Source organism: Luteimonas sp. TWI662, from assembly GCF_039673825.1.
Classification (GTDB): Bacteria; Pseudomonadota; Gammaproteobacteria; order Xanthomonadales; family Xanthomonadaceae; genus Luteimonas.
The window spans coordinates 44,742-65,627 of sequence record NZ_JBDJMI010000021.1 but is presented as its reverse complement, the minus strand read 5'-3'; the positions used below and the strand labels follow the sequence as shown (position 1 = coordinate 65,627).

The 20,886-nt window shown below is 70.2% G+C and carries 18 protein-coding genes; 4 read left to right on the top strand and 14 right to left on the bottom strand.

Annotation, left to right across the window (positions count from 1 at the left end; translation table 11 throughout):
• The 3 genes from ABE488_RS13935 to ABE488_RS13925 all read right to left on the bottom strand — a co-directional run.
• Positions 1–1,204, bottom strand: a 1,204-nt coding sequence (locus ABE488_RS13935) for an efflux RND transporter periplasmic adaptor subunit (protein ID WP_346448996.1), incomplete at its 3' end; no start/stop codon positions are given.
• Between the two features lie 108 nt (positions 1,205–1,312).
• The gene (locus ABE488_RS13930) at positions 1,313–2,626 is read right to left on the bottom strand and encodes a HAMP domain-containing sensor histidine kinase (protein ID WP_346448994.1); all 1,314 of its coding nucleotides are present in this window, start codon (positions 2,624–2,626) and stop codon (positions 1,313–1,315) included.
• A gap of 25 nt (positions 2,627–2,651) precedes the next feature.
• Positions 2,652–3,365, bottom strand: coding sequence for a response regulator transcription factor (locus ABE488_RS13925; protein WP_047137337.1), 714 nt, complete (start codon positions 3,363–3,365; stop codon positions 2,652–2,654).
• A gap of 142 nt (positions 3,366–3,507) precedes the next feature.
• On the opposite strand from ABE488_RS13925, the gene ABE488_RS13920 reads away from it, so the two are divergent.
• Positions 3,508–3,852 (top strand): DMT family protein, encoded by a 345-nt coding sequence (locus ABE488_RS13920; RefSeq protein ID WP_346448992.1) that lies wholly within the window; start codon positions 3,508–3,510, stop codon positions 3,850–3,852.
• Positions 3,853–4,182: 330 nt separating this feature from the next.
• Here the strand turns inward: ABE488_RS13920 and ABE488_RS13915 are convergent, their stop codons facing one another.
• The 4 genes from ABE488_RS13915 to nudE form a co-directional block, all read right to left on the bottom strand.
• A complete protein-coding gene (locus ABE488_RS13915) occupies positions 4,183–4,506 on the bottom strand; it encodes a YnfA family protein (RefSeq protein WP_346448991.1) in 324 nt (107 codons plus the stop codon).
• A gap of 98 nt (positions 4,507–4,604) precedes the next feature.
• On the bottom strand, positions 4,605–5,450 hold the full coding sequence (gene mazG, locus ABE488_RS13910; RefSeq protein ID WP_346448989.1) for a nucleoside triphosphate pyrophosphohydrolase: 846 nt from the start codon (positions 5,448–5,450) through the stop codon (positions 4,605–4,607).
• A 137-nt stretch (positions 5,451–5,587) separates the two neighbouring features.
• Positions 5,588–6,403: a 3'(2'),5'-bisphosphate nucleotidase CysQ gene (gene cysQ / locus ABE488_RS13905; RefSeq protein WP_346448988.1), complete on the bottom strand. Its 816-nt coding sequence runs from the start codon at positions 6,401–6,403 to the stop codon at positions 5,588–5,590.
• Positions 6,396–6,947, bottom strand: a complete 552-nt coding sequence (gene nudE / locus ABE488_RS13900; RefSeq protein WP_183427527.1) for an ADP compounds hydrolase NudE — start codon at positions 6,945–6,947, stop codon at positions 6,396–6,398. Before nudE ends, cysQ begins: the two co-directional genes overlap by 8 nt.
• Positions 6,948–7,000: 53 nt before the next feature.
• On the opposite strand from nudE, the gene bioA reads away from it, so the two are divergent.
• Together bioA and ABE488_RS13890 are read left to right on the top strand one after the other, a co-directional pair.
• Positions 7,001–8,428, top strand: a complete 1,428-nt coding sequence (gene bioA, locus ABE488_RS13895) for an adenosylmethionine--8-amino-7-oxononanoate transaminase (RefSeq protein WP_346448987.1) — start codon at positions 7,001–7,003, stop codon at positions 8,426–8,428.
• The gene (locus ABE488_RS13890; protein WP_346448985.1) at positions 8,419–9,153 is read left to right on the top strand and encodes a 16S rRNA (uracil(1498)-N(3))-methyltransferase; all 735 of its coding nucleotides are present in this window, start codon (positions 8,419–8,421) and stop codon (positions 9,151–9,153) included. The genes bioA and ABE488_RS13890 overlap by 10 nt, the downstream gene beginning before the upstream one ends.
• A 37-nt stretch (positions 9,154–9,190) precedes the next feature.
• Here the strand turns inward: ABE488_RS13890 and ABE488_RS13885 are convergent, their stop codons facing one another.
• The 7 genes from ABE488_RS13885 to ABE488_RS13855 are packed head-to-tail and all read right to left on the bottom strand — an operon-like array spanning position 9,191 to position 19,781.
• Entirely contained in the window at positions 9,191–9,658 is a 468-nt protein-coding gene (locus ABE488_RS13885; RefSeq protein ID WP_346448984.1) for a chemotaxis protein CheW, read from the bottom strand.
• The gene (locus ABE488_RS13880; RefSeq protein WP_346448982.1) at positions 9,655–10,965 is read right to left on the bottom strand and encodes a chemotaxis protein CheB; all 1,311 of its coding nucleotides are present in this window, start codon (positions 10,963–10,965) and stop codon (positions 9,655–9,657) included. Before ABE488_RS13880 ends, ABE488_RS13885 begins: the two co-directional genes overlap by 4 nt.
• Complete coding sequence (locus tag ABE488_RS13875; protein ID WP_346448980.1) at positions 10,958–16,363, bottom strand: Hpt domain-containing protein; 5,406 nt, start codon at positions 16,361–16,363, stop codon at positions 10,958–10,960. Before ABE488_RS13875 ends, ABE488_RS13880 begins: the two co-directional genes overlap by 8 nt.
• Positions 16,364–16,382: 19 nt before the next feature.
• Positions 16,383–18,404: a methyl-accepting chemotaxis protein gene (locus tag ABE488_RS13870; RefSeq protein ID WP_346443024.1), complete on the bottom strand. Its 2,022-nt coding sequence runs from the start codon at positions 18,402–18,404 to the stop codon at positions 16,383–16,385.
• Positions 18,405–18,440: 36 nt separating this feature from the next.
• Positions 18,441–19,004, bottom strand: coding sequence for a chemotaxis protein CheW (locus tag ABE488_RS13865; RefSeq protein WP_346443025.1), 564 nt, complete (start codon positions 19,002–19,004; stop codon positions 18,441–18,443).
• Positions 19,001–19,366: a response regulator gene (locus ABE488_RS13860; protein WP_346448978.1), complete on the bottom strand. Its 366-nt coding sequence runs from the start codon at positions 19,364–19,366 to the stop codon at positions 19,001–19,003. The genes ABE488_RS13865 and ABE488_RS13860 overlap by 4 nt, the downstream gene beginning before the upstream one ends.
• Positions 19,367–19,376: 10 nt before the next feature.
• Positions 19,377–19,781, bottom strand: a complete 405-nt coding sequence (locus tag ABE488_RS13855) for a response regulator (RefSeq protein ID WP_346443028.1) — start codon at positions 19,779–19,781, stop codon at positions 19,377–19,379.
• Positions 19,782–19,940: 159 nt separating this feature from the next.
• Here ABE488_RS13855 and gshB point away from each other — a divergent pair, with 159 nt between their 5' ends.
• On the top strand, positions 19,941–20,882 hold the full coding sequence (gene gshB, locus ABE488_RS13850; RefSeq protein ID WP_346448977.1) for a glutathione synthase: 942 nt from the start codon (positions 19,941–19,943) through the stop codon (positions 20,880–20,882).
• Positions 20,883–20,886: the final 4 nt, after the last annotated feature.

Below are 20,886 nucleotides of genomic sequence, written 5' to 3'. Positions count from 1 at the left end.
CTGCCGGGCCGCGCGCGCCCGCCGGCGCGCGCTGGCCCCCGGCCTGCGGGCGGTCCTGCTGGCGCGCGCGCATGGCGGCCAGCGCCGCATCGAACGCGGCCTGCTGCGATGCATTCAATTCCAGGTCCGCGGCTGCGGCCTCCAGGTCGGGCACCAGACCACCGCCCGGCGCGCCCGACGGCGCCGCCATTGCGATCTGCGCCGCATCGGCCGGCTTGTACCGCGTCGCCGCGCTGGCGACCTTGAGCACGTTGCGGCGGTTGCTGACCTCGATCTCGGCGTTGACCGTCAGCCCGGGCAGCAGCGTGCCATCGCTGTTGTCGACGGTCACCACCACCGGGTACGTGACCACGTTGTTGGTCGTGGTCGCCGACAGCCGGACCTGCTCGACCACGCCACGGAACTGGCGATCGGGAAAAGCGTCGGCGGTGAAGTTGACGGCCTGGCCCGTGCGCACCTGGCCGATGTCGGATTCATCGACCGACAGCTCGATACGCATCTTCGCCAGGTCCTCGGCGATCTGGAACAGCTCGGGCGCGGTCATGCTCGCGGCCACCGTCTGCCCGGGCTCGATCGAGCGCAGCAGCACCACCCCGTCCACCGGGGAGCGGATCACCGTGCGATCCAGATTGACCCGCGTGGTCTGCGTCGCCGCGGTCTGCTGGCGGATCTGCGCCTGCATCGAGGCGACCTGCGCGCGCGCCTGGTCCAGCGCGGCCTTGGCCAGGTCGATATCGCTCTGCGCGACCAGTCGCTGGGTGCCCAGATCGGCCTTGCGTCGATAGTCGAGCTCGGCGTTCTGCAGCGTCGCCTGCGCCTGCGCCAGCGACGCCCGTGCCGAGGCGATTTGCGCACTGCCCTGCTCGATCTGCGCCTGGTAGCTGCTCGGATCGATGCGCGCGATGATCTGGTCCTTGACGACCTTGTCGTTGAAATCGACCAGCACGTCGGTGATCTGCCCCGAGATCTGGCTGCCGACGGTCACCGTCGAAGTCGCGCTGAGGGTGCCGGTCGCCGAGATCGCGACGCGGATGTCGCCGCGCTCGACCAGCGTGGTGCGGTAGGCCGCGTCCGCGCCCTCGCTGCTGCGGCCGGTCCACCACCACAACCCCGCGGCGACGACCGCGATCCCCACCACGAGGGGCACGATGCGCGCCGGACCACGGCGACGGGAAACGGTCTTGGGCTTGGCACGGCTCGACATGCAGGCATCTTCGATGGGCGATATGAGGGGGTAACGCACCAGGCCGACCGCAGTTGACCGGTGTGCGCACCGATCATCATGCCGCGTGCAGACCCGGTGGGCACAGGCTCAGCCGGCCGGGCGCGTCAGCCTGATCGTCACCGTGGTGCCCTCGCCGGGCGTGCTGTCCAGGCTCACCGGCCAGCCGAAGCGGGTGCCCAGCCTGCGTACGATGGACAGACCGATTCCCTTGCCGGCCTGGCCGAACGGATCGGCACGATAGAACGGCTCGTAGACCCGCTGCAGCACTTCGTGCGTCATGCCGATGCCGGTATCGCGCACGACGATGCGATCCTCGGCCACCACTACCACCACCTCGCCTTTCTCGGTGAATGCCCAGGCATTGCGCAGCAGATGGCCGAGCATCACGCCGAGCACGCGCGGCGGCGCATCGAGTCGCGGGCTGGCCTGCAGATCGACCCGCAAGCCCAGGTGCTTGGCGTCGAACATCGGGCGGACCTTCTCGACCTCTTCCTCGACCACCGCGGCGACCTCGAACACTTCGCTTTGCGGCATCACCCCACGCTCGCGCGCGAGCACCAGCAAGGCGTCAATGACGGCCTCCATGTCCTGGCTGGCGCGACGGATGCGCAGCAGCGGGCGCTGCTGGTGCGGCGGCGTCGACGGATCGGCGGCAATCATGTCGCTGGCGACACGGATCACCGTCAGCGGGGTGCGCAACTCGTGGCTGGCATCGCGGGTGAACTCGCGCTCGCGGCGTACGAACGAGGCGATGCGCTCGCCCAGCCCGTGTAGCGCGTTCGACAGGGCCTGCGCCTCGCGGCCGCCACGTTCGCGCGACTCCAGCGGCGGTGGCATCCCGTCCTCGTCGCCGGCGGGATTCCAGCGGCCGACCTCGACGGCGAGTTGGTGGATCGGCAGCACCATCCGTTTGGACGTGCGGTAGGTCAGCCATGACACGATGAAGATCGTGCCGACCGTCAACACGATCAGACCGCCTGCAGCCAAGGCCAGCATGCGGTCGAACAGACCCATCGATACCGCCAGGTACAGCGTCCCGGCCTCGCGCCGATCCACCAACAGTACCCCGCTGGTGTCGCGGCGCTGCGAGAAACCCTCGGGCGCATCCTTGAACCAGAGCAGGCTGGCAACCGCGCGGTCGCCGCTGACGATGCTGTCCCAGGCGCCGCCGCCGCTGGGGACGAAGTAGCCCTGCATGTTGGCGCCGAACGGCGGTGGATGGGCCGCGTCGGTCGTGCGCGCGCGCCAGTAGGCGTCGGCCTCGGCGCGCAGCCAATGCCGCGCCGCGACCTCGCGGCCGACCAGCGCCGCGGCCAGGATGCAGACCACCAGCGTCATGCCGGCGATGACCGCCTGGAACGTGAACGCATCGCGGATACGGTTGGGGAGCCCCTGGGGCATCGGATCGAGCGCCTGGCGTACCGGCTCAGGCCGGCGATTGTTCGATGTCGGCGATCCGGTAGCCGGCGCTCTGCACGGTGTGCAGCAGCTGCTTGTCGTAGGGCTTGTCGATGATCTTGCGCAGGTTGTACAGGTGACTGCGTAGGGTGTCGGAGTCGGGCAGGCTGTTGCCCCAGATCTCGCGCTCGATCTCCTGGCGGTTGACCACGCGCGGCGATTCGCGCATCAGGATCGTCAACAGCTTCATGCCGATCGGCGAGAGCTGGAGTTCGGTGCCGCCGCGGGTGGCGCGCATGCTGGCCGGATCGAGTACCAGGTCGGCCACCTTCAGCACTTCCGAGCCCACCTGGCGACGCTCGCGGCGGATCAGCGCACGCAGCCGGGCCTCGAGCTCCTGGATCGCGAAGGGCTTGGTCAGGTAGTCGTCGGCGCCCGAGCTCAAGCCGGTCAGCTTCTCGTCCAGCGTGTCGCGCGCGGTGAGCATCAGCACGGGGGTCGACTTGCGCGCATCCTCGCGCAGGCGCTTGCAGACCTCGATGCCGTCCAGCCGGGGCAACATCAGGTCGAGCACGATCACGTCGTAACTGTTCTCCGTCGCCAGTCGGTACCCGTCCAGGCCGTCGGCCGCGTAGTCGACCTCGAAACCGCGCCCTTCCAGATATTCGCCGACCATCTCTGAAATGTTGCGATTGTCCTCGACAATGAGAACGAGTCCCCCTGGTTCCTGACCTGCACGCATTGCTTGGCTCCCGTGGCTGGTGCGGTGATTAATCTTTGTGAAAATCTCACGCGCCGGGTGCACAGTTCGTGAAGATTGTGACGTGCCAGCGGACCGGCAGGCTCTGCGCTACGCTTCGCGCTCCCTCGCCCGAGCCATCGACATGCCCGGCTTCGAACGCTTCCTCCCCGTGCTCCTGCTGCTGGGGTCCAACATCTTCATGACCTTCGCCTGGTATGGCCATCTCAAGTACCGCAGTGCGCCGCTGCTGATGGTGATCGTGGTCAGCTGGGGCATCGCGTTCTTCGAGTACACGCTGATGGTGCCGGCCAACCGGATCGGCGCGGCGGTCTACTCGGCGCCGCAGCTCAAGGGCATGCAGGAGGTCATCACGCTGCTGGTGTTCGCGGGGTTCTCGACCTGGTACCTGGGGCAGCCGTTGAAGTGGAACCATTGGGCGGGCTTCGCGATGATTATCGTTGCAGCGTGGCTGATCTTCCTGGAGTGACCCAAACGCAGTGCTGCTGGCGCCTCAGTAATCCCAGCCGCGCGCGCGGCCTCATTGCCCTGAGCAGGCGGAACGCAATCGAGGGCGGGGCAGGCTTCGCGATGATTGTCGTTGCAGCGTGGCTGATCTTCCTGGAGTGACCCAAACGCAGTGCTGCTGGCGCCTCAAGTGTTCCCAGCCGCGCGCGCGGCCTCATTGCCCTGACCAGGTGGAACGCAATCGAGGGCGGGGCAGGCTTCGCGATGATCGTCGTTGCGGCGTGGCTGATCTTCCTGGAGTGACACCAACGCAGTGCCGCTGGCGCCTTAGGTGTTCCCAGCCGCGCGCCGCTCAGGCTGGCCGCGGCGAGAGCATGATCACCGCCATGCCTGCCAGGCATAGCGCCGCACCGATCAGGTCCCAGCGCGTCGGCACGACCGCATCCACCCGCCACAGCCAGACCAGGGCCACCGCGACATAGACCCCGCCGTAGGCCGCATAGACACGTCCCGATGCGGTCGGATGCACACTGAGCAGCCAGACGAACAGAGCCAGCGACAGTGCGGCAGGCAACAGCAGCCAGGCGCTGCCGTCCTTGCGCAGCCATAGGTAGGGCAGATAGCAGCCCACGATCTCGGCCACGGCGGTGAGCAGGAACAGCAGCAAGGTCTTCATAGGCCGAGAGGAGTGGGCGGCGGGAACAACGTGAAGTGACGGTGGCGGATCTTTGCCGCAGCGCGACAGGCGTCGGGCGCCTGCCTGGGCGCGAGGCGTCAGCCGAGGTCTTCGGTGTCCGACCGGCCCTCGCTGCGCTTGACCCGCATCCAGTAGGCCTCCTGCGCGGCGAGCGGCAACTCGGCGAACACGGTGCCGTCGGCCTCGGCCAGCGTCTCCATCGCACGAAATCGGCGTTCAAACTTGTGGTTGGCCCGGCGCAGCGCGCTGCCGACATCGACCTTCGCGTGACGCGCCAGGTTGGCGGCGACGAACAGCAGATCGCCCAGTTCGTCCTCCAGCCGGTCGCGCGCGGCCGCATCATCGGGATCGGCGGCGAGCGCATCGAACTCGGCGCGCACTTCGCCGAGTTCCTCCTGCAGCTTGGCGAGCACAGGCTGCGGTCCGGGCCAATCGAACCCCACCCGCGCCGCGCGGTTCTGCAGTTTGGTCGCGCGCTGCCATTCCGGCAGGCCACGGGCGATGCCCGCCAGCGCCGACCCATCCGTCTCGCCGGCCTCGGCCCGTTCGGCGCGCTTGATCGCCTCCCAATTGCTCGCGACCGCACCAGCGTCGGGGGCATGCATGTCCGCGAACACGTGCGGGTGCCGCCGGACCAGCTTGCCGACGATCGCCGCGACCACGTCGTCGAACGAGAATGCCCCCTGCTCCTGTGCCAGGCGCGCATGGAAGACCACCTGCAGCAACAGGTCGCCCAACTCGTCGCACAGGCCCGGCAAGTCGCCGCGGTCGATCGCATCGGCGACCTCGTAGGCCTCCTCGATCGTGTACGGCGCGATCGTGGAGAAATCCTGCTGCAGATCCCAAGGACACCCGGCCTGCGGATCGCGCAACCGCGCCATCACCGCCAGCAACCGCGCCATCCCGTCGTCGTTTTCGGCCATCACACACCTCCCTCACAAGCAAGACCGGGGTCCAAGACCGGGGTCAGAATCGATTTTCCCAAACAGGGTCAGCGTCGGTTTGCTGAGCATGCTGACGGCCATCGCACCTGAAATCGACTCTGACCCCGGTTTGAGTGTCAGAGCCATGTGCGCCAGGGGAGGTCGGGATCGCCGATGGCGATGAAATCGCCGTTGAGCAGGGTCTGGCGCTGGTTGTAGCGGAAGGGTCGGCCGCGGGGGTCGAGCACGACGCCGCCGGCGGCCTCCAGGATCGCCTGACCGGCGGCAGTGTCCCACTCGCTGGTCGGCCCGAAGCGTGGGTAGATGTCGAGGGCGCCTTCGGCGAGCCGGCAGAACTTCAGCGACGAGCCGAGCGGGCGCGGCTCGATGTCGCCGATCCGTGCCAGCACTGCGGCGGTGCGCGGATCGCGGTGCGAGCGGCTGGCGGCGACCCGCAGCGGACCGGCCGCGCCCGCCGCCCGGCGCGTATGAATCGCGGTCTCGCCGCCGCCATCGCGGCGGAACGCCCCGCCCCCCGGCATGCCGTACCACAGCGCGCCGGTGACCGGGGCCTGGATCACCCCCAGGATCGCGACGCCGTCGTCGATCAGCGCCAGGTTGACGCTGAACTCGCCATTGCGCTTGACGAAATCCCGGGTGCCGTCGAGCGGGTCGACCAGCCACATCCGCCGCCAAGCGCGGCGCTCGGTCACCGGCACCGCATCGGCCGCTTCTTCCGACAACACCGGGATGTCGGGCGTGAGCCGGTGCAGGCCGTCGACGATGACATGATGCGCGGCAAGGTCGGCCGCGGTCACCGGGCTGTCGTCGGCCTTGGCGACCACTTCGAATGCGTGCGCATAGACCGCGAGAATCGCCTCGGCCGCGCGATGCGCGATCGCGATCGCGCCTTCGACGACCGTAGGCTCGACCGGCGCGCGGCCGTCAGCCACCGTAATGGCGCAACCAGTCGCGGACGATGAACAGCGCGGCGATCGAGCGCCCTTCCGAGAAGTCCTCGCGCAGGATCAGCTCGTGCAGCGCATCGAGCTTCCACGGCACCACGTCCAGTTCCTCGGGCTCGTCGCCAGGCAAGCGTTCGGGATACAGATCGCGCGCGAGCACCAGGGTCGCCTGGTGGCTCATGTAGGTCGGCGCCAGGCTCAGGCTGCGCAACGCGTCGAGACGACGGGCGCCGTAGCCGGCCTCTTCCTTGAGCTCGCGGTCGGCGGCCTGGATCGGGGTCTCGCCGGCGTCGATCCGGCCTTTGACCAGACCCAGCTCGTAGCGATGCATGCCAGCGGCGTACTCGCGCACCAGCAGCACCGTCTCCGCATCGATCAACGGGACGACGATCACCGCGCCATGGCCACGCCCGTGCAGGCGCTCATAGCGTCGGCGCTCGCCGTTGGAGAACTCCAGATCGAGCTGCTCCATCCGGTACGGGCCGGCGTCGTGTTCGGTGATCCCATGGATCGTCGGCAACCGTCGGCTCACGCGCGCACGCTCCGGCCTGCACGGCGCCGGCGCTGCGGGGCGATAATGGCGGGATGACAGAACAGATCCATGATCCGGCCATTCTAGCCGACGGCAACGACTGGCGGACCCGCGACCTCGCCGCGGTCTGGCACCCGTGCACGCAGATGCGCGAGCACCCCGATACGCAACCGCTGCTGCCGATCGTGCGCGGCGAAGGCGCCTGGCTGGTCGAGGCCGGCGGCCGCCGCATCCTCGACTCGGGCAGCAGTTGGTGGACCAACCTGCACGGACATGCCGAGCCGCGCATCGCCGAGGCGATCGCGCGCCAGGCACGCACGCTCGAGCAGGTGATCCTGGCCGGCTGCACCCATCCGTCGGCGATCGAACTGGCCGAACGGCTGCTGGCGCTGGCCCCGCGCGAGCCGGGACGGGCGCCGTTGTCGAAGGTGTTCTACGCCGACAACGGCTCGGCCGGCGTCGAGGTCGCGCTGAAGATGGCGTTCCAGTGGTTCGCCAACCGCGGCGACGCGCCGCGACGGACCAAGTTCGTGGCGCTGCGCAACGGCTACCACGGCGAGACCCTCGGCGCGCTCGCGGTCGGCGACATTCCCTTGTATCGCCGGGTCTATGCCCCGCTGCTGTGCGAGTCGCTGTTCGCGCCCTCGCCCGACGCCTTCGAGGCGCGCGCGGGCCAGAGCGCCGCCGCGCACGCCGAGGACGCGGCCGATGCGCTGGCGCGCCTGCTCGATGCGCACGCCGGTGAGATCTGCGCGCTGATTCTGGAGCCGCTGATCCAATGCGCCGGTGGCATGCGCATGCACGACCCGGTGTATCTGCGGCGCGTGCGCGAGCTGTGCGACGTGCACGGCATCTTCCTGATCGCCGACGAGATCGCGGTCGGCTTCGGGCGCACCGGCACCTTGTTCGCCTGCGAGCAGGCGCCGGGCAACGCCGGCACGCCCGCCGGCATCCAGCCCGACCTGCTATGCCTGTCGAAGGGGCTGACCGGCGGTTTTCTGCCGCTGTCGACGGTGCTCACGACCCAGGCGCTGTACGACGGTTTCCTGGACGCCTCGCGCGAGCGCGCGTTCCTGCACTCGCACAGCTACACCGGCAATCCGCTGGCCTGCGCCGCGGCCCTGGCCTCGCTCGACATCTTCACTGCCGACGACACGCTGGCGCGCAACCGACACACCGCCACGCGCATGGCCGCGCTGGCCGCGCAGGTCGGCGCACACCGGCATGTCGCCGACACCCGCCAGACCGGCATGGTCGTCGCGTTCGAACTCACGCGCGACGGCGACCGCGCGACGCCGTTCGACCCGGCGCTGCGCGTCGGCCTGCGCGCCTACCGCCATGCGGTCGAGCGCGGCGTGCTGCTGCGCCCGCTGGGTGACATCCTGTACTGGATGCCGCCCTATTGCATCGACGAAGACCAGTTGCAACTGCTCGCGCAGGTCACCGCCGAGGCGATCGAGGTGGCGACATCGTGCGCGTGATCCGGGCCTTCGTCGACCTGCCGTTGCGCGAGGGCGAGACGATCGCACTGCCCGAGGACGCCGCCGCGCACCTGGTCCGCGTGCTGCGCCTGCGCGAGGGCGAGCGCTGCGTGTTGTTCAACGGCGACGGGTGCGACCACGAGGCAGAACTGACCCGAGCCGACAAGCGCGGCGCGGCCGCGCGGATCGGCGCCGGCCGCCCCGTCGCGCTCGAATCGCCGCTGCGTATCGTGCTGCTGCAGGGCATCGCCCGCGGCGAGAAAATGGACTGGATCCTGCAGAAGGCCACCGAACTGGGCGTGGCCGCGATCATGCCGGTCTCGAGCGAACGCAGCGAGGTCCGGCTCGACGCCGAGCGCGCCGGCAAGCGGCACGCGCACTGGCGCAGCGTCGTGGTCTCGGCCTGCGAGCAGAGCTGGCGCGCGCACGTGCCCGAGGTCGCTGCGCCGCAATCGCTGGCCGCGGCACTGGCCGCGCTGTCGCCCGGCACGGGCCGCTGGCTGCTCGATCCCGAAGCGACCGCGGGCCTTGCGACGATGCCCGCGCCGACGGGCGAGCTGGTGCTCGCGATCGGCCCGGAGGGCGGCTGGTCGGCCAACGACCGCGCCGCGCTTGTCGCCGCCGGTTTCGGTGGGCTGCGCCTGGGCCCCCGGATCCTGCGCACCGAGACCGCCGGCATGGCCGCGATCGCCGCGCTGCAGGCGCGGTTCGGCGATCTGGGATGACCCCAGGCCGGGGCTGCCGGCCCGGGACCGGCCTGCCCTAGCCCACGACCTCGCGCACTGCGCGCTCGAGCGCATCCAGGTCCGGGATCTGCGCGACCTCCTCGCCCAGGCGCACATGGGCACGGATCGCGAACGGCAACGGCGCGGTGTCGTGCGCGCCATCGGGTTGGCGCAATTGCGCGGCCGAGACCGTGACCAGGCGCGGGAAGCCTTGGGTCGAGAGTGCGAGATACGGCAGGTGCGGATCGCCGCCGAGCGCCTTGAGCACGACCACCTTGTTGCCAAGCCCGGCCGTGTCATCACCCTGGCCCGACAGCGTCGCGAAGGCGACCAGCGGCAACCGCCAGCCGCGCCAGCGCAGCCGCCCAGGCAGCCACGCCGGCGCGCCGGCGATGGGATCGGGCACCGAGTACGACAGCACCTCGGAGATCGTCGCGTTGGGCAGCAGCAGTTGCGTCGTCCCGGTCCGGATCAGCACGCACCGGATCTCGGCCGTCGTGCTCACAGCGACCAGCCCTCGTGCTGGGGCGCGCCGGCGCCGGGCATCCAGCGTTCGATCACCCAGGCGGCGAGCGTCGGCGGGGTCCCGGTCTGATGGCCGCGCGCATTCAACGCCTGGGCAGCGGTGGGGTCGTAGCACCCCGCGCCGTCCTGCCCGACGACCAGCGCGCCCTGCCAGGCGGGCGCCGTGGCCAGCGGCACGAGCGCGGGATCGGCCCCGCTGAGCAGCAGCCACGCACTGTCGGCGGCTGGCATGGCTTGCGTGATCGCGGCGGGATCGCCGCCGGTGGCGAAGCGCACGTGCCCGCCTGTGCGCTGCGGCTGCAGATCCGGCGGCAGCACGTACACCGCGCCCGGCGCGATCGCCATGCCGGGTTCGGCCAGGTGCACCGGCATCGCGGCCACACGCGCCATCTGCCGAACCAGTTGGTCGTAGCGCCCGCTCTCCAGGTGCAGCCGCACCAGGATCGGCCGCGGGAAGTCTTCGGGCAGCGCACCCAACAGTTGCCGCACCGCATCCGGACTGCCGAGCCCGCCGTCCATCAGGACCAGCCCACGCTCCGGACCGTGGCCATAGCTGTCGGCGTCGGCCAGCGCCAGGCCGGCGATCCGTTGCTCGAGATCGGCCAGATCGTGCGCAGGCGGTATCGGCGGTGGCGGTCCGGACTCGTCGGCAAGCCCACGGAACGACGGCAGCAGGTCGATGTCCGCCGATGGCACGCCCAGAACGTCGTGGTCCTGGTCGCGCTCGGCCGCGTCGGCGGCTGCGGCCACCGGGGCGCTGTCCGCAGTGGCAGGGGGCATCGGCGCTGCGTCGGCACGATCGTCACTGCCGTCGAAACCGAAATCGAGCTCGAAGGGCGCATGCGGCGGGTCGTCGTACTCGGCTGCGACCGGATCGAAGGCGTAGGCCGCATTGCCGGACGACGCATTCGACGCATCGCCTGTCTGCGCGGCATCGGCATCGGACCCTCGGTCCTCGCGCAGCCGCAGCTTGGCGCCCAGCTGCCGCACCCAATGCGCGGCGGCGTCGCCACTGCGCTCGAGTACCCGGTCAGCGTCCTCGAACACGACCATGCGTCCGGACCGTGCCAACACCGGCGCCAGGGCCTCGATCGCGTCGGCGATCACCGGCTCCAGCGCGACCACGATCGCGGCCGGGGCGAGCGCGTCCACTTGCTCGGCGTCCGCCCTCAGCGGGTCGATCTGTACGGCCGCGTCCGCGCCGGCCTCCACCACAGCCGCCGCAAGCCGGTCGCAGACCGGGCCGGGCCGGGCCAGCACCACCACACGCAAGGCAGGGTCACGCATCGTCGGGCTCCAGTCCCAGCAAGGCCTGGACATGCCGCAGGAGCTCCGTCTCCTGATACGGCTTGCCGAGGTAGCGATCGACGCCAATCTCCAGCGCACGCTCGCGGTGTTTGTCGCCGCTGCGGGAGGTGATCATCATGATCGGCAACGCGCGCAGCCGAGGGTCGGCCTTCATCCGCATCGCCAGTTCGTAGCCATCCATGCGCGGCATCTCGATATCCAACAGCACCAGATCGGGAATCCGTTCGTCCATGCGCTCGAGCGCGTCGATGCCATCCTTCGCGGTCGCCACCGCCAGGCCCTGCCGCTCCAGCGCGCGGCAGGTGACCTTGCGCATCGTGATCGAATCGTCGACGACCAGCACCAGCGGGACACGACGGGCCTGCACGGGCGACGGCGCCGCAGCGATGGCCGCTTCGGGCTGCGCCGCCTGCCGACGCACCAGTGGCGCGATATCCAGAATCACCACCACGCGACCGTCGCCCATGATCGTCGCGCCGAAGATGCCCGGGATTGACGTGAGCTGGGGCCCGACCGGCTTCACCACGATTTCGCGGTTGCCCAGGATCTCGTCCACCGCGACCGCCGCGCGCAGCTCGCCGGCGCGGATCAGCAGCAAGGGCATCTGCAGGTGGCCTTCGGCACGCGCAGGCGCCTGTCCGACCAGCCGGCCCAGGTCGTGGAGCGCGTAGTCCTCGTCGCCGTACCGGTAGTCACGGCCCGCGCGCAGCGCGTCGCGCGCGATGCGGCCGACGCCGCGCACCGAGGCGATCGGCACCGCGAAGGTGGTCTCCCCGATACGCACGAACGCGGCCTGGGTCACGGCCAGCGTCTGCGGCAACCGCAACACGAACGTGCTGCCCACGCCGTCCCGCGATTGGATGTCGACGCTGCCGCCGAGCTGGCGGACCTCGCTGGCGACCACGTCCAGGCCGACGCCGCGCCCGGCCACGTGGCTGAGCGCGCTGGCGGTCGTGAAGCCGGGCTGCAGGATCAGCGCGTCCAGGTCGCGCTCGGCGATCTGCGCATCCGGCGTCAGCAGGCCGCGCTCGTGCGCGCGGCGGCGGATCGCCGCGCGGTCCAGTCCAGTGCCGTCGTCGGCCACCTCCAGCACGATCTCCGCGCCCTCGCGGCGCAGTGCGATGCGGATCGCGCCCACCTCGGGCTTGCCCGCCTGTTGGCGTGCCTGCGGCGTTTCCAGTCCATGCGCGACGGCGTTGCGCAACAGGTGCTCGAGCGGCGGGCCCATGCGCTCGAGCACATTGCGATCGATCTCGCCGTGGGCGCCGGCCAGGTGCAGGTCCACTTGCTTGCCGGTGTCCTGGGCGGCCTGCCTGACGACGCGCCGCAGGCGCGGCACGATGCCGTCGAAGGGCACCATGCGCGTCCGCATCAGGCCTTCCTGCAGATCCGAGCTCACGCGCGACTGCTGCTGCAGCAGCGATTCGTAATGTCGGGTCTGCTCGTCGAGGGTGTGCTGCAGGCTGTCGAGATCGGCGGCCGTTTCGCCGAGTGCGCGCGAAAGCTGCTGCAGGGTCGAGAAGCGGTCGAGCTCGAGAGGATCGAACGCGATGTCGCCGCTGTCGCCTTCGCGCCGATAGCGGGCGACGATCTGGGCCTCGGTCTCGATGTCGAGCCGTCGCAACTGGTCGCGCAGGCGGTCGTTGGTCTGCCCAAGTTCGAGCATCGCGCCGCGGAAGGTTCCCAACTGCTGCTCGAGGCGCGCGCGGTAGATCGCGACCTCGCCGGCGTAGGTGACCAGGCGGTCGAGCAGCCCGGCCCGGATGCGCACCTGCTCCTGCGAGCCGCGTGTGGCGTCGTCGTCGCCGTCGACCGAGAGCGCCAGCGCAGGCAGCGGCGCTGACAACGGCATCAGCGCAGCGTCGCTGTGCATCCCATCGAGCGGTCCGGACGCATCCGCGGCGCTGCGGGCGGTCACCGTGAACGCGTCGACCAGGGCCGGCGAAGGTCCGATGGCGCGGCGTTCGCCGGCGCGCACAAGCATCGCGTGCAACCGGTCGAAGCCTTGCTCGAGCAGCGCGAGATCGTCCCGATGCATCGGCCGGTGTTGCTCGGCAAGGGTCTCGAGCAGCGTCTCCATCGCATGCCCGAGGTCGCCGATGGGCATGAGCCCGGCCATGCGGGCGCCGCCCTTGAGCGTGTGCAGGTCGCGTTGCAGGCCCGCGATCGCAGGCAAGGCGCCCGGATCGTCGCGCAACAGCGCCAGCAGGCCATCGGCATCGTCGAGCAGGTCGATGCCTTCCTCGACGAAGGTGTCGATCAGCTCGGGATCCAGGCCGATCAGGTCCAGCGGGCCTTCGGGATCGTGATCCGAAGCGCCCTCGCCCTCATCTTTCCGCTCAGCATCGACATCGACATGGGCGCCGGCGCCGGCGTCGGCGTCGGCGTCGGCGTCGGCGTCGACAGCAGTCTGCGTCCACGATGTCGCCGTGTCCGGGGCATCGCCTGCGGGCACCACAGGCGAGCACGCGTGCACATCTGCGAGGTCGTTGCGATCGCGTGCATCCGACGTCGCGACGCCGACGTCGGCCTGCGGAGGCGCGACGTCGATCTGGCTCGTTGCGACAGCCGCCTGTCGCAGCGCCCTCGCAGCGTAGCGATGGCGCTCATCGGCAAGGACCTCGGCATCGATCGCAGCTTGGCGCTGCCGCGCCGACGCCCGTTCGGGCTGGCGTCGCGCGCTGTCGAGATGCTCGATCGCCGGGGGGGCCGCGTCCGCCTGCTCGACATCGGCATCGGCCGCGATGTCCGTATAGAGATCGAGATCGGAGTGCGCGCGCGCCTGCCCTTCGGCAGCGACGTCATCGACGCTCAGCGGCGCGGCATCCGAGGGCGCCGATGCCTGAGGCGCGTCTTCGCCCTCGCCATCGTCGCGCTGAGCCTGCTCGACATCGGCCTGCTCGACATCGGCCTGCTCGAAACGCGCGCCATCGAGCAGTGTGGCCGCCGCGTCGTCCCCCTCGTCCAACATGGGCGCGTCCTCGATCGGCGCATCGAAGTCGGCGATCTCGTAGCCGGCGACCGGCGACGCATCGAGGCGGTCGCGGACGACGCCCAGGCGTGCCGCCAGGGCCGGCAACACGGCGATCCGAGGATCGTCGTCGTGCAGGCGCGTCAGCGTCTCGCGCAGCGCCCCGCGCAACGCGTCGATCGCGTCGACCGCTTCGGGATCGGGCACCGACGGCGTGGCGACCAGCCGCCGGGCATAGTCCTCGGCCGGCGCCAACAACGCGCCGACCGCCGGGACCTCGGCCATCGCGAACGCGCCGTGCATCGTATGCAGCGCGCGCAGCAGCCGCTCGACGTCGAAGGCGTCTCCGGCACGGGCCGCGTCGATCCAGGCATCGACGGTCAGCAGGTGCTCGTTGGCCTCGGCATCGAGAATCTCGAGCAGCAGCGCGTCGATGCGTGCCGGCACGGTGGCGACGGCCTCCACAGCGGGCGGTGCCTCAACGGTGCGCACGGCATCGGCCGCGGCCATCGGCGCTGGCGGCGAGATGCCCGCGTCCCCCGCCGCGATCTCGGCGACTCGGGCGGCAACCGCATCCACGTCGAGCAGCAACGGGGCCTGGTCGCGCAGCGCCGCGTCCAGTGCCGGCAGTGCCTGCGCGGCCACGTCGACCGCTGCCACGACGGCCTGCCCCCCCGGATGCAGGCCGTCGATCACGCGATTGAGCAGCGATTCGACGCGCCAGGCGAACTCGCCCAGCTCGACCGCGCCGACCAACCGGCCGTTGCCCTTGAGCGTGTGGAAAACGCGTCGCACCTGCCGCAGCCGCTCCGGATCGCCGGGCTGGCGCCGCCACTGGGGCAACAATGCCTCGAGATGGGCGATCTCGTCGGCGAGTTCTTCCAGGAAGATCTCCCGGATCTCATCATCGATGTCGTTGCCGACGGCCGCGAAGCCACCCCGCGGCGGCGCCTGCGCCGCACCTGCCGGCACCCACGCACCGTCGCCGGTCTGGGTGTCATCGGTCGAGGGATGGCTGCCGTCGCCATGGGCGGCGAGGCCCTGGTTCTCGTCCGCCTCCCGCGCCCCAGGCGCGGTGCCGGGCAGCGGCCAGTATCCCAGCGTCTGCAGGCGGCTGCGGGCGACCTCGAGGAACCGGTCGCGATCGGGACGTTGCGCGTCCACCCCCTGCAGGAAAGACTCCAGGCTCGCCACCGCATCGGCGAAGGCGTCCAGTGGCCCCGGCGCAGGTGCCTGCGCCCCCGCCAGCAGTTCGCGGTCGACGTACAGGCGCACGCCCTCCAGGCAGGCGGCCGCCTGCGGCTGGTCCAGCATCGCCAGCGCACCGGCCACCTCGACCAGCAGATCCGGCACCGCCAACAGCGTCGTGCGATCCCATTGCCGGTCGACGAAGACGACCAGTGCTTCGCGCGCTTCGCCGAACGCCGCGATCGCCTCGCCGATCGCCACTGTCCGGGCACGCTGCGCCTCGGCGGCGAGCGCGGCGTCGGTCGCCACCGCATCGCCCAGTTGCGCGACCTGCATGTCGAGCGTGGCATCGACGTAGAGCAGCGCCCCGGCGATGTCGAGCAGCGCGGCTTCGTCGGCCGGCATCGCGCCGTCGACGATCGCATCCAGCGCCTCGCGCTGCTGCACGACCACCGCGCAGGCGTCGTCGAGCCCGACCATGCCCAGCGTGTCGGCCACCGTAGCCAGCAGAGCCGACTGCGGCCGCAACGCGGCGGGATCGCGCACGCCGGTGCGCAGATGCAGGTCGAGCGCATCCTTGACCTGCAGCAATTCGTCCTTGACCGCTTCGGTCACGGTACTGAGCAAGGCGCGGTTGCGCCCGGCCAGGCTGCTGCGAGCATGGTCGAGTTCGGCGTCGCTGGGACGCGCGTCGCCCGGGCCGAATGCCTCGCGCAGCGCAGCGAGCGTGTCGGCCGAGACCGGGGCCTCGTCCTCGCCCTCGGCATCGGGCGCGTCGACCGCCCCGACATCGAAGAACAGGCGCTCGTGCAGCGCGGGCATGCCACGCGCGGCGCGCAGATCGTTGAGCAGCGGCAGCAATACGATCGGGATGTCGCGATGCCCTCCCTGCAGCCGTTCGAGATAGTCAGGCAGCAACAACAGGCCGCGCAGCAAGGCCGAGGCCGCCGCGTCGCGATCCCCGACCTCGCCCCGGCGCAAGGCCTCGACCAGCCGCTCCATTTCCTCAACCACGAGCGCAGGCGCCTGCAATTCGACCATCCGCAGCGTGCCGGTCGCCTGGCGCAGCCCGGCGGCGCAGTGGTGCAAACGCGTGCCGTCGTCGGGCGCTTCGACGAAGCGCTCCAGTTCCATCCGTGCCTGGCGCAGCACCTCATCGAGCTCGGGCTTGATCCAGCCCAGCATCGTGTGGTCGATGGCCTCGCGCAGCCCGCTCATGCGTCGGTCCGTGTCCGGCTCAGGTCGGCAGCTTGAAGTCGGCGACCGAACGGCGCAGGTCGGCGGCGAGCTGGGCGAGGTTGCCGATCGAATCGGCGGTCTGGCTGGCGCCGCGCGAGGTCTGCGCGGTGATCGACTGGATCGTGTGCATGGCCTCGGTGATGTTGGTCGCGGCCGAAGACTGCTGCTGCGCCGCCGAGGAGATGCCCTCGATGAGGTCGGCCAGGCTCGTCGACACGCTTTCGATCTCGCCCAGCGCGGTGCCGGCGTCCTCGGCCAGCCGCGCACCGGCGACGACCTCGGAGGTCGTCTGCTCCATCGAGGTGACCGCCTCGTTGGTGTCGGACTGGATCGTCTGCACCAGCGTTTCGATACGCCGCGTGGCGCCGGTGGCGCGTTCGGCCAGTCGCTGCACTTCGTCGGCGACCACCGCAAAGCCGCGTCCCGCCTCGCCGGCCGAGGCGGCCTGGATCGCAGCATTGAGCGCCAGGATGTTGGTCTGCTCGGAAATGTCGCTGATCAGCTCGACGATCGAGCCGATCTCCTGCGAGCTCTCGCCCAGGCGCTTGATGCGCTTGGAGGTCTCCTGGATCTGGTCGCGGATCGAATCCATGCCCGCGATCGTCTCGCGCACCACGCCGGCTCCCTTGGTCGCAATGCGCACCGAGCGCTGGGCGACGTCGGCCGATTCGGACGAATTGCGCGAGACCTGGTCGATGCTGACGGCGATCTCGTTGATGCGATCGGAGGCCGAATTGATCTCGTGGGCCTGATGCTCGGCGGCGTCGGCCAAGTGCATCGCGGTGGCGCGTGTTTCCTGCGCGCTCGAGGCGACTTGCACCGAGGTGTCGTTGATGGTCTGCACCAGGCTGCGCAACTGCTCGATCGCGTTGTTGATCGAATCGGCGATCGCGCCGGTGATGTCTTCGGTGACCGAGGCCTTGACGGTCAGGTCGCCCTCGGCGAGCGCGCCCATCTCGTCGAGCAGGCGCATGATCGCTTCCTGGTTGCGGTTGTTGAGCTCCAGCGAGGTCTCGTAGCGCCGCCGCTGGGCGCGATTGAGCTCGGTCACCAGGCCGGCGATCGCGGCCAGCGCCAACAGGCCGGCGACGATGCTGACCCACACGTTGCCGAGCAGGCTGCGGTCCTGCAGCGAGCCGAAGGCGGTGAAGGCGTTGAACAGCGCCTCACTGTCGCCCAGCAGCCGGTCGGAGCCGGCCACCAGCTCACCGGCCGCGGCCTGCGCCTGGAACAGCGGCTCGCTGCTGGCCAGGATCGCCTCCAGGTCGGTGCGCATCTGCGTCCAGGCCTCGTCGGCGCGTGCCAGCGCCGCAAGCGCGTTGCCGTTGGTCAGCGCCTGCAACTCGCGTGTCGGGTCACCTTCGCGCAGGCCGGTCATGACCTGCTGGAAGTCCTCGACGTTCCGGCGCAAGCCCTGGCCGGCCACCGCGGCGACACTGCCGCCGGCCTGCACCTCGGTCACCCGGCGCGCCATGTCGCCGGCGATCACCACCTGGCGCAGCGCCATGTACACCTGCGACGACGGCGAGCCGCTGCTCGACATCGCCCGCACCAGTTCGTCGAGCAGCGCCTGCAACTGCGGCACGCGCTGGCTGAAACGCTCGGCGTGGCCGGCAAACGCAGTGACCGCCGCTTCGCCTTCGGCCAGCCGCGCCGCACTCTCGCCCAGCGGATCCCAGGTCGCGGCGACCTTGCGGATCGGGCCGGACACGCCCGCAGTGCTGCCGTAGCGCTCCTCGAGCTGGCGGATGTCGCGCTCGATCTGCGCCCGGGTGGCGTTGAACGCCGCGAACGCGACCGCATTGCCGCGCGCCGCTTCCGACCCCTGATTGGCCAGCCGCTGGCTGTCCACGCGCAGGTTCGAGGCCGAGAGGCTGGCACTGCCGAGCTGCGCGGCGCGCCAGGTGCCGTAGCCGGTGTTGAGGACCAGGACCGTGCCGGCGACGATCATCATCACGACCCAGAAGTTCGTGCCGAGAATGCGCCGTTTGCCTGCGCTGGGATCGACCACTGTGCTCATGCGTTGCGTTTCCTGATCGTAGTGCGCGCCGCGGCGTCAGGCCGCGGCATGTCTGAACTCGGGCGTGCGGGCCAGGCGATCGAGGCTGAAGACGCCCCAGACCGTACCGGCTTGCGCGTAGGCGCGCTCGACGAAGTGCGCATAGCGCCCGCTGGCGATACGGTCGGGCGGCACCTGGTCCTGTTCCAGGAAGCTGCGCTGGCCCAACAGGGCGTCGATCGTCACCGCGACGTCGCCCCCGGGCTGGCGGACCAGCAGCATCCGCTGACCGTCCTGCCGCGCACTGGGCTCGCCTTCCAAAAACTGCCGCAGATCGACGATCGGCAGCAGTGCGCCGCGCACGTTGCCCACCCCGAGCATCCAGGGCTGGGCGCCGGGAACGGGCGTGACCGGCGGCATTGCCAGGATCTCGACGACTTCGTCGAAGGCCGAGGCCAACAGCCGGCGACCGACCCGATAGCCCACACCGCGCCACAGGCCAGGCGCGTCCAGTTGTTCGGGCAGCCCGACGACGTGCGCCAGGCTGCGCCGCTCATAGTCGGCCAGCAGTGCGAACGGCCCCGGCGCCGGTGCCGCGAGATCGGGCGCCGAGGCGTTCACCCGCCCAGGACCTGGCGGATCTGCGCGATCAACGCCGCTTCGGTCGGCGGCTTGACCAGATAGCCCTTCGCCCCCTGGCGCAGGCCCCACATGCGGTCGGTCTCCATGCCCTTGGTGCTGAGGATGACCACCGGGATGGCCGCGGTCTGCGGATCGCGCACCAACGCACGGGTGGCCTGGAAGCCGCTCATGCCCGGCAGCACGACGTCCATCAGCACCAAGTCGGGCCGCTCGCTGCGACACAACGCGATGCCGTCCTCGGCATTGGCCGCCGCGAGCACTTCGTAGCCATGCCGCTCCAGCCACTGGGTCAACACCGCGGTGTCGGTGGGCGAGTCCTCGATCAACAGGATGCGGGCCATGCCTTTCCCCTCAGGCGTCGACGTGGTGACGGATCGCATCGAGCAATTCCTCGCGCGTGAACGGCTTGGTGACGTATTCGTCGGCACCGACGATCCGGCCACGCGCCTTGTCGAACAACCCGTCCTTGGACGAGAGCATGATGACCGGGGTCGTGCCGAAGCGGCGGTTGTTCTTGATCAGCGCGCAGGTCTGGTAGCCGTCGAGCCTGGGCATCATCACATCGACGAAGATGACCTGCGGTGCGTGCTCGACGATCTTGGCCAGGGCCTCGAAGCCGTCGACCGCGGTCACCACCTCGGCCCCTTCGCGGCGGAGCAGCGTCTCGGCGGTCCGTCGAATGGTCTTCGAATCGTCGATCACCATCACCCGCAGGCCGTCGAGGCATCCGGTGGATGGTCTGTCGTCACTGCTCATGCGGTCGCTGTCCCCTGCCCGACGCGCCGATTCGGCGCCGCAGCATCGCGAAGTTATATCCCAGCGGGCGGCTGGGCTGTCAAGCGTACACGCACCGGCGCCAGGTGCGCCGCAAAGGCCCTGCTAACATGCCGGCTTTCCCTCTGCGTGGATGCCGGTATGTCGCTGAACGTCGTCGTGGTGATGGATCCGATCGGCTCGATCCGGATCGCCAAGGACACGACGTTCGCGATGCTGCTCGAGGCGCAGCGGCGTGGGCACCGCCTGCAGTACGTGCTGCCCGGCGCACTGGGCATGGCCGGCGGCGACGCGGTGGCGACACTGGCGCCGCTGACCGTGCGCGACGATCCCGCCGACTGGTTCAGCCTCGGCGCCCCGGCGCTGCATCGCTTCGGCGAGGGCGACGTGGTGTTGATGCGCAAGGATCCGCCGGTCGACCCGGAGTTCATCAACGACACCCAGATTCTCAGCGTCGCCCAGCGCCAGGGCGCGCGGATCGTCAACGATCCTCAGGGTCTGCGCGACATGAACGAGAAGCTCGGCGCGCTCGCGTTCCCGCAGTGTTGCCCACCGACGCGAGTGGCCCGCGACGCGGCCGCACTCAAGGCCTTCGTCGCCGAGCACGGCCAGGCGGTCCTCAAGCCGCTCGACGGCATGGGCGGACGCTCGATCTTCCGCGCCGCAACCGGCGACCCGAACCTCAACGTGATCCTCGAGACCCTGACCGACGGCGGCCGGCGGCTGGCGATGGCGCAACGCTACCTGCCGGAGATCGTCGACGGCGACAAGCGCATCCTGCTGATCGACGGCGTGCCGGTGGACTACTGCCTGGCGCGGATCCCGCAGGGCGACGAGTTCCGCGGCAACCTGGCCGCCGGCGGTCGCGGCGAGGGCCGCCCGCTGAGCGAGCGCGACCGCTGGATCGCCGCCCAGGTCGGCCCGACGCTCGCCGAACGCGGCATGCGCTTCGTCGGCCTGGACGTGATCGGCGATTGGCTGACCGAGGTCAACGTCACCAGCCCGACCTGCGTGCGCGAGCTCGATGCGCAGTTCGGGCTGAACATCGCCGGGCAGTTGTTCGACGCGATCGAGCGCGGATGACACA

Excerpts from the sequence above, each read along its gene's own strand:
- ABE488_RS13930 (WP_346448994.1), bottom strand. The coding sequence starts at position 2,626 with ATGCCCCAGGGGCTCCCCAACCGTATCCGCGATGCGTTCACGTTCCAG.
- ABE488_RS13925 (WP_047137337.1), bottom strand. The coding sequence starts at position 3,365 with ATGCGTGCAGGTCAGGAACCAGGGGGACTCGTTCTCATTGTCGAGGAC.
- ABE488_RS13920 (WP_346448992.1), top strand. The coding sequence starts at position 3,508 with ATGCCCGGCTTCGAACGCTTCCTCCCCGTGCTCCTGCTGCTGGGGTCC.
- ABE488_RS13915 (WP_346448991.1), bottom strand. The coding sequence starts at position 4,506 with ATGAAGACCTTGCTGCTGTTCCTGCTCACCGCCGTGGCCGAGATCGTG.
- mazG (WP_346448989.1), bottom strand. The coding sequence starts at position 5,450 with ATGGCCGAAAACGACGACGGGATGGCGCGGTTGCTGGCGGTGATGGCG.
- bioA (WP_346448987.1), top strand. The coding sequence starts at position 7,001 with ATGACAGAACAGATCCATGATCCGGCCATTCTAGCCGACGGCAACGAC.
- ABE488_RS13880 (WP_346448982.1), bottom strand. The coding sequence starts at position 10,965 with ATGCGTGACCCTGCCTTGCGTGTGGTGGTGCTGGCCCGGCCCGGCCCG.
- ABE488_RS13875 (WP_346448980.1), bottom strand. The coding sequence starts at position 16,363 with ATGAGCGGGCTGCGCGAGGCCATCGACCACACGATGCTGGGCTGGATC.
- ABE488_RS13870 (WP_346443024.1), bottom strand. The coding sequence starts at position 18,404 with ATGAGCACAGTGGTCGATCCCAGCGCAGGCAAACGGCGCATTCTCGGC.
- ABE488_RS13860 (WP_346448978.1), bottom strand. The coding sequence starts at position 19,366 with ATGGCCCGCATCCTGTTGATCGAGGACTCGCCCACCGACACCGCGGTG.
- ABE488_RS13855 (WP_346443028.1), bottom strand. The coding sequence starts at position 19,781 with ATGAGCAGTGACGACAGACCATCCACCGGATGCCTCGACGGCCTGCGG.
- gshB (WP_346448977.1), top strand. The coding sequence starts at position 19,941 with ATGTCGCTGAACGTCGTCGTGGTGATGGATCCGATCGGCTCGATCCGG.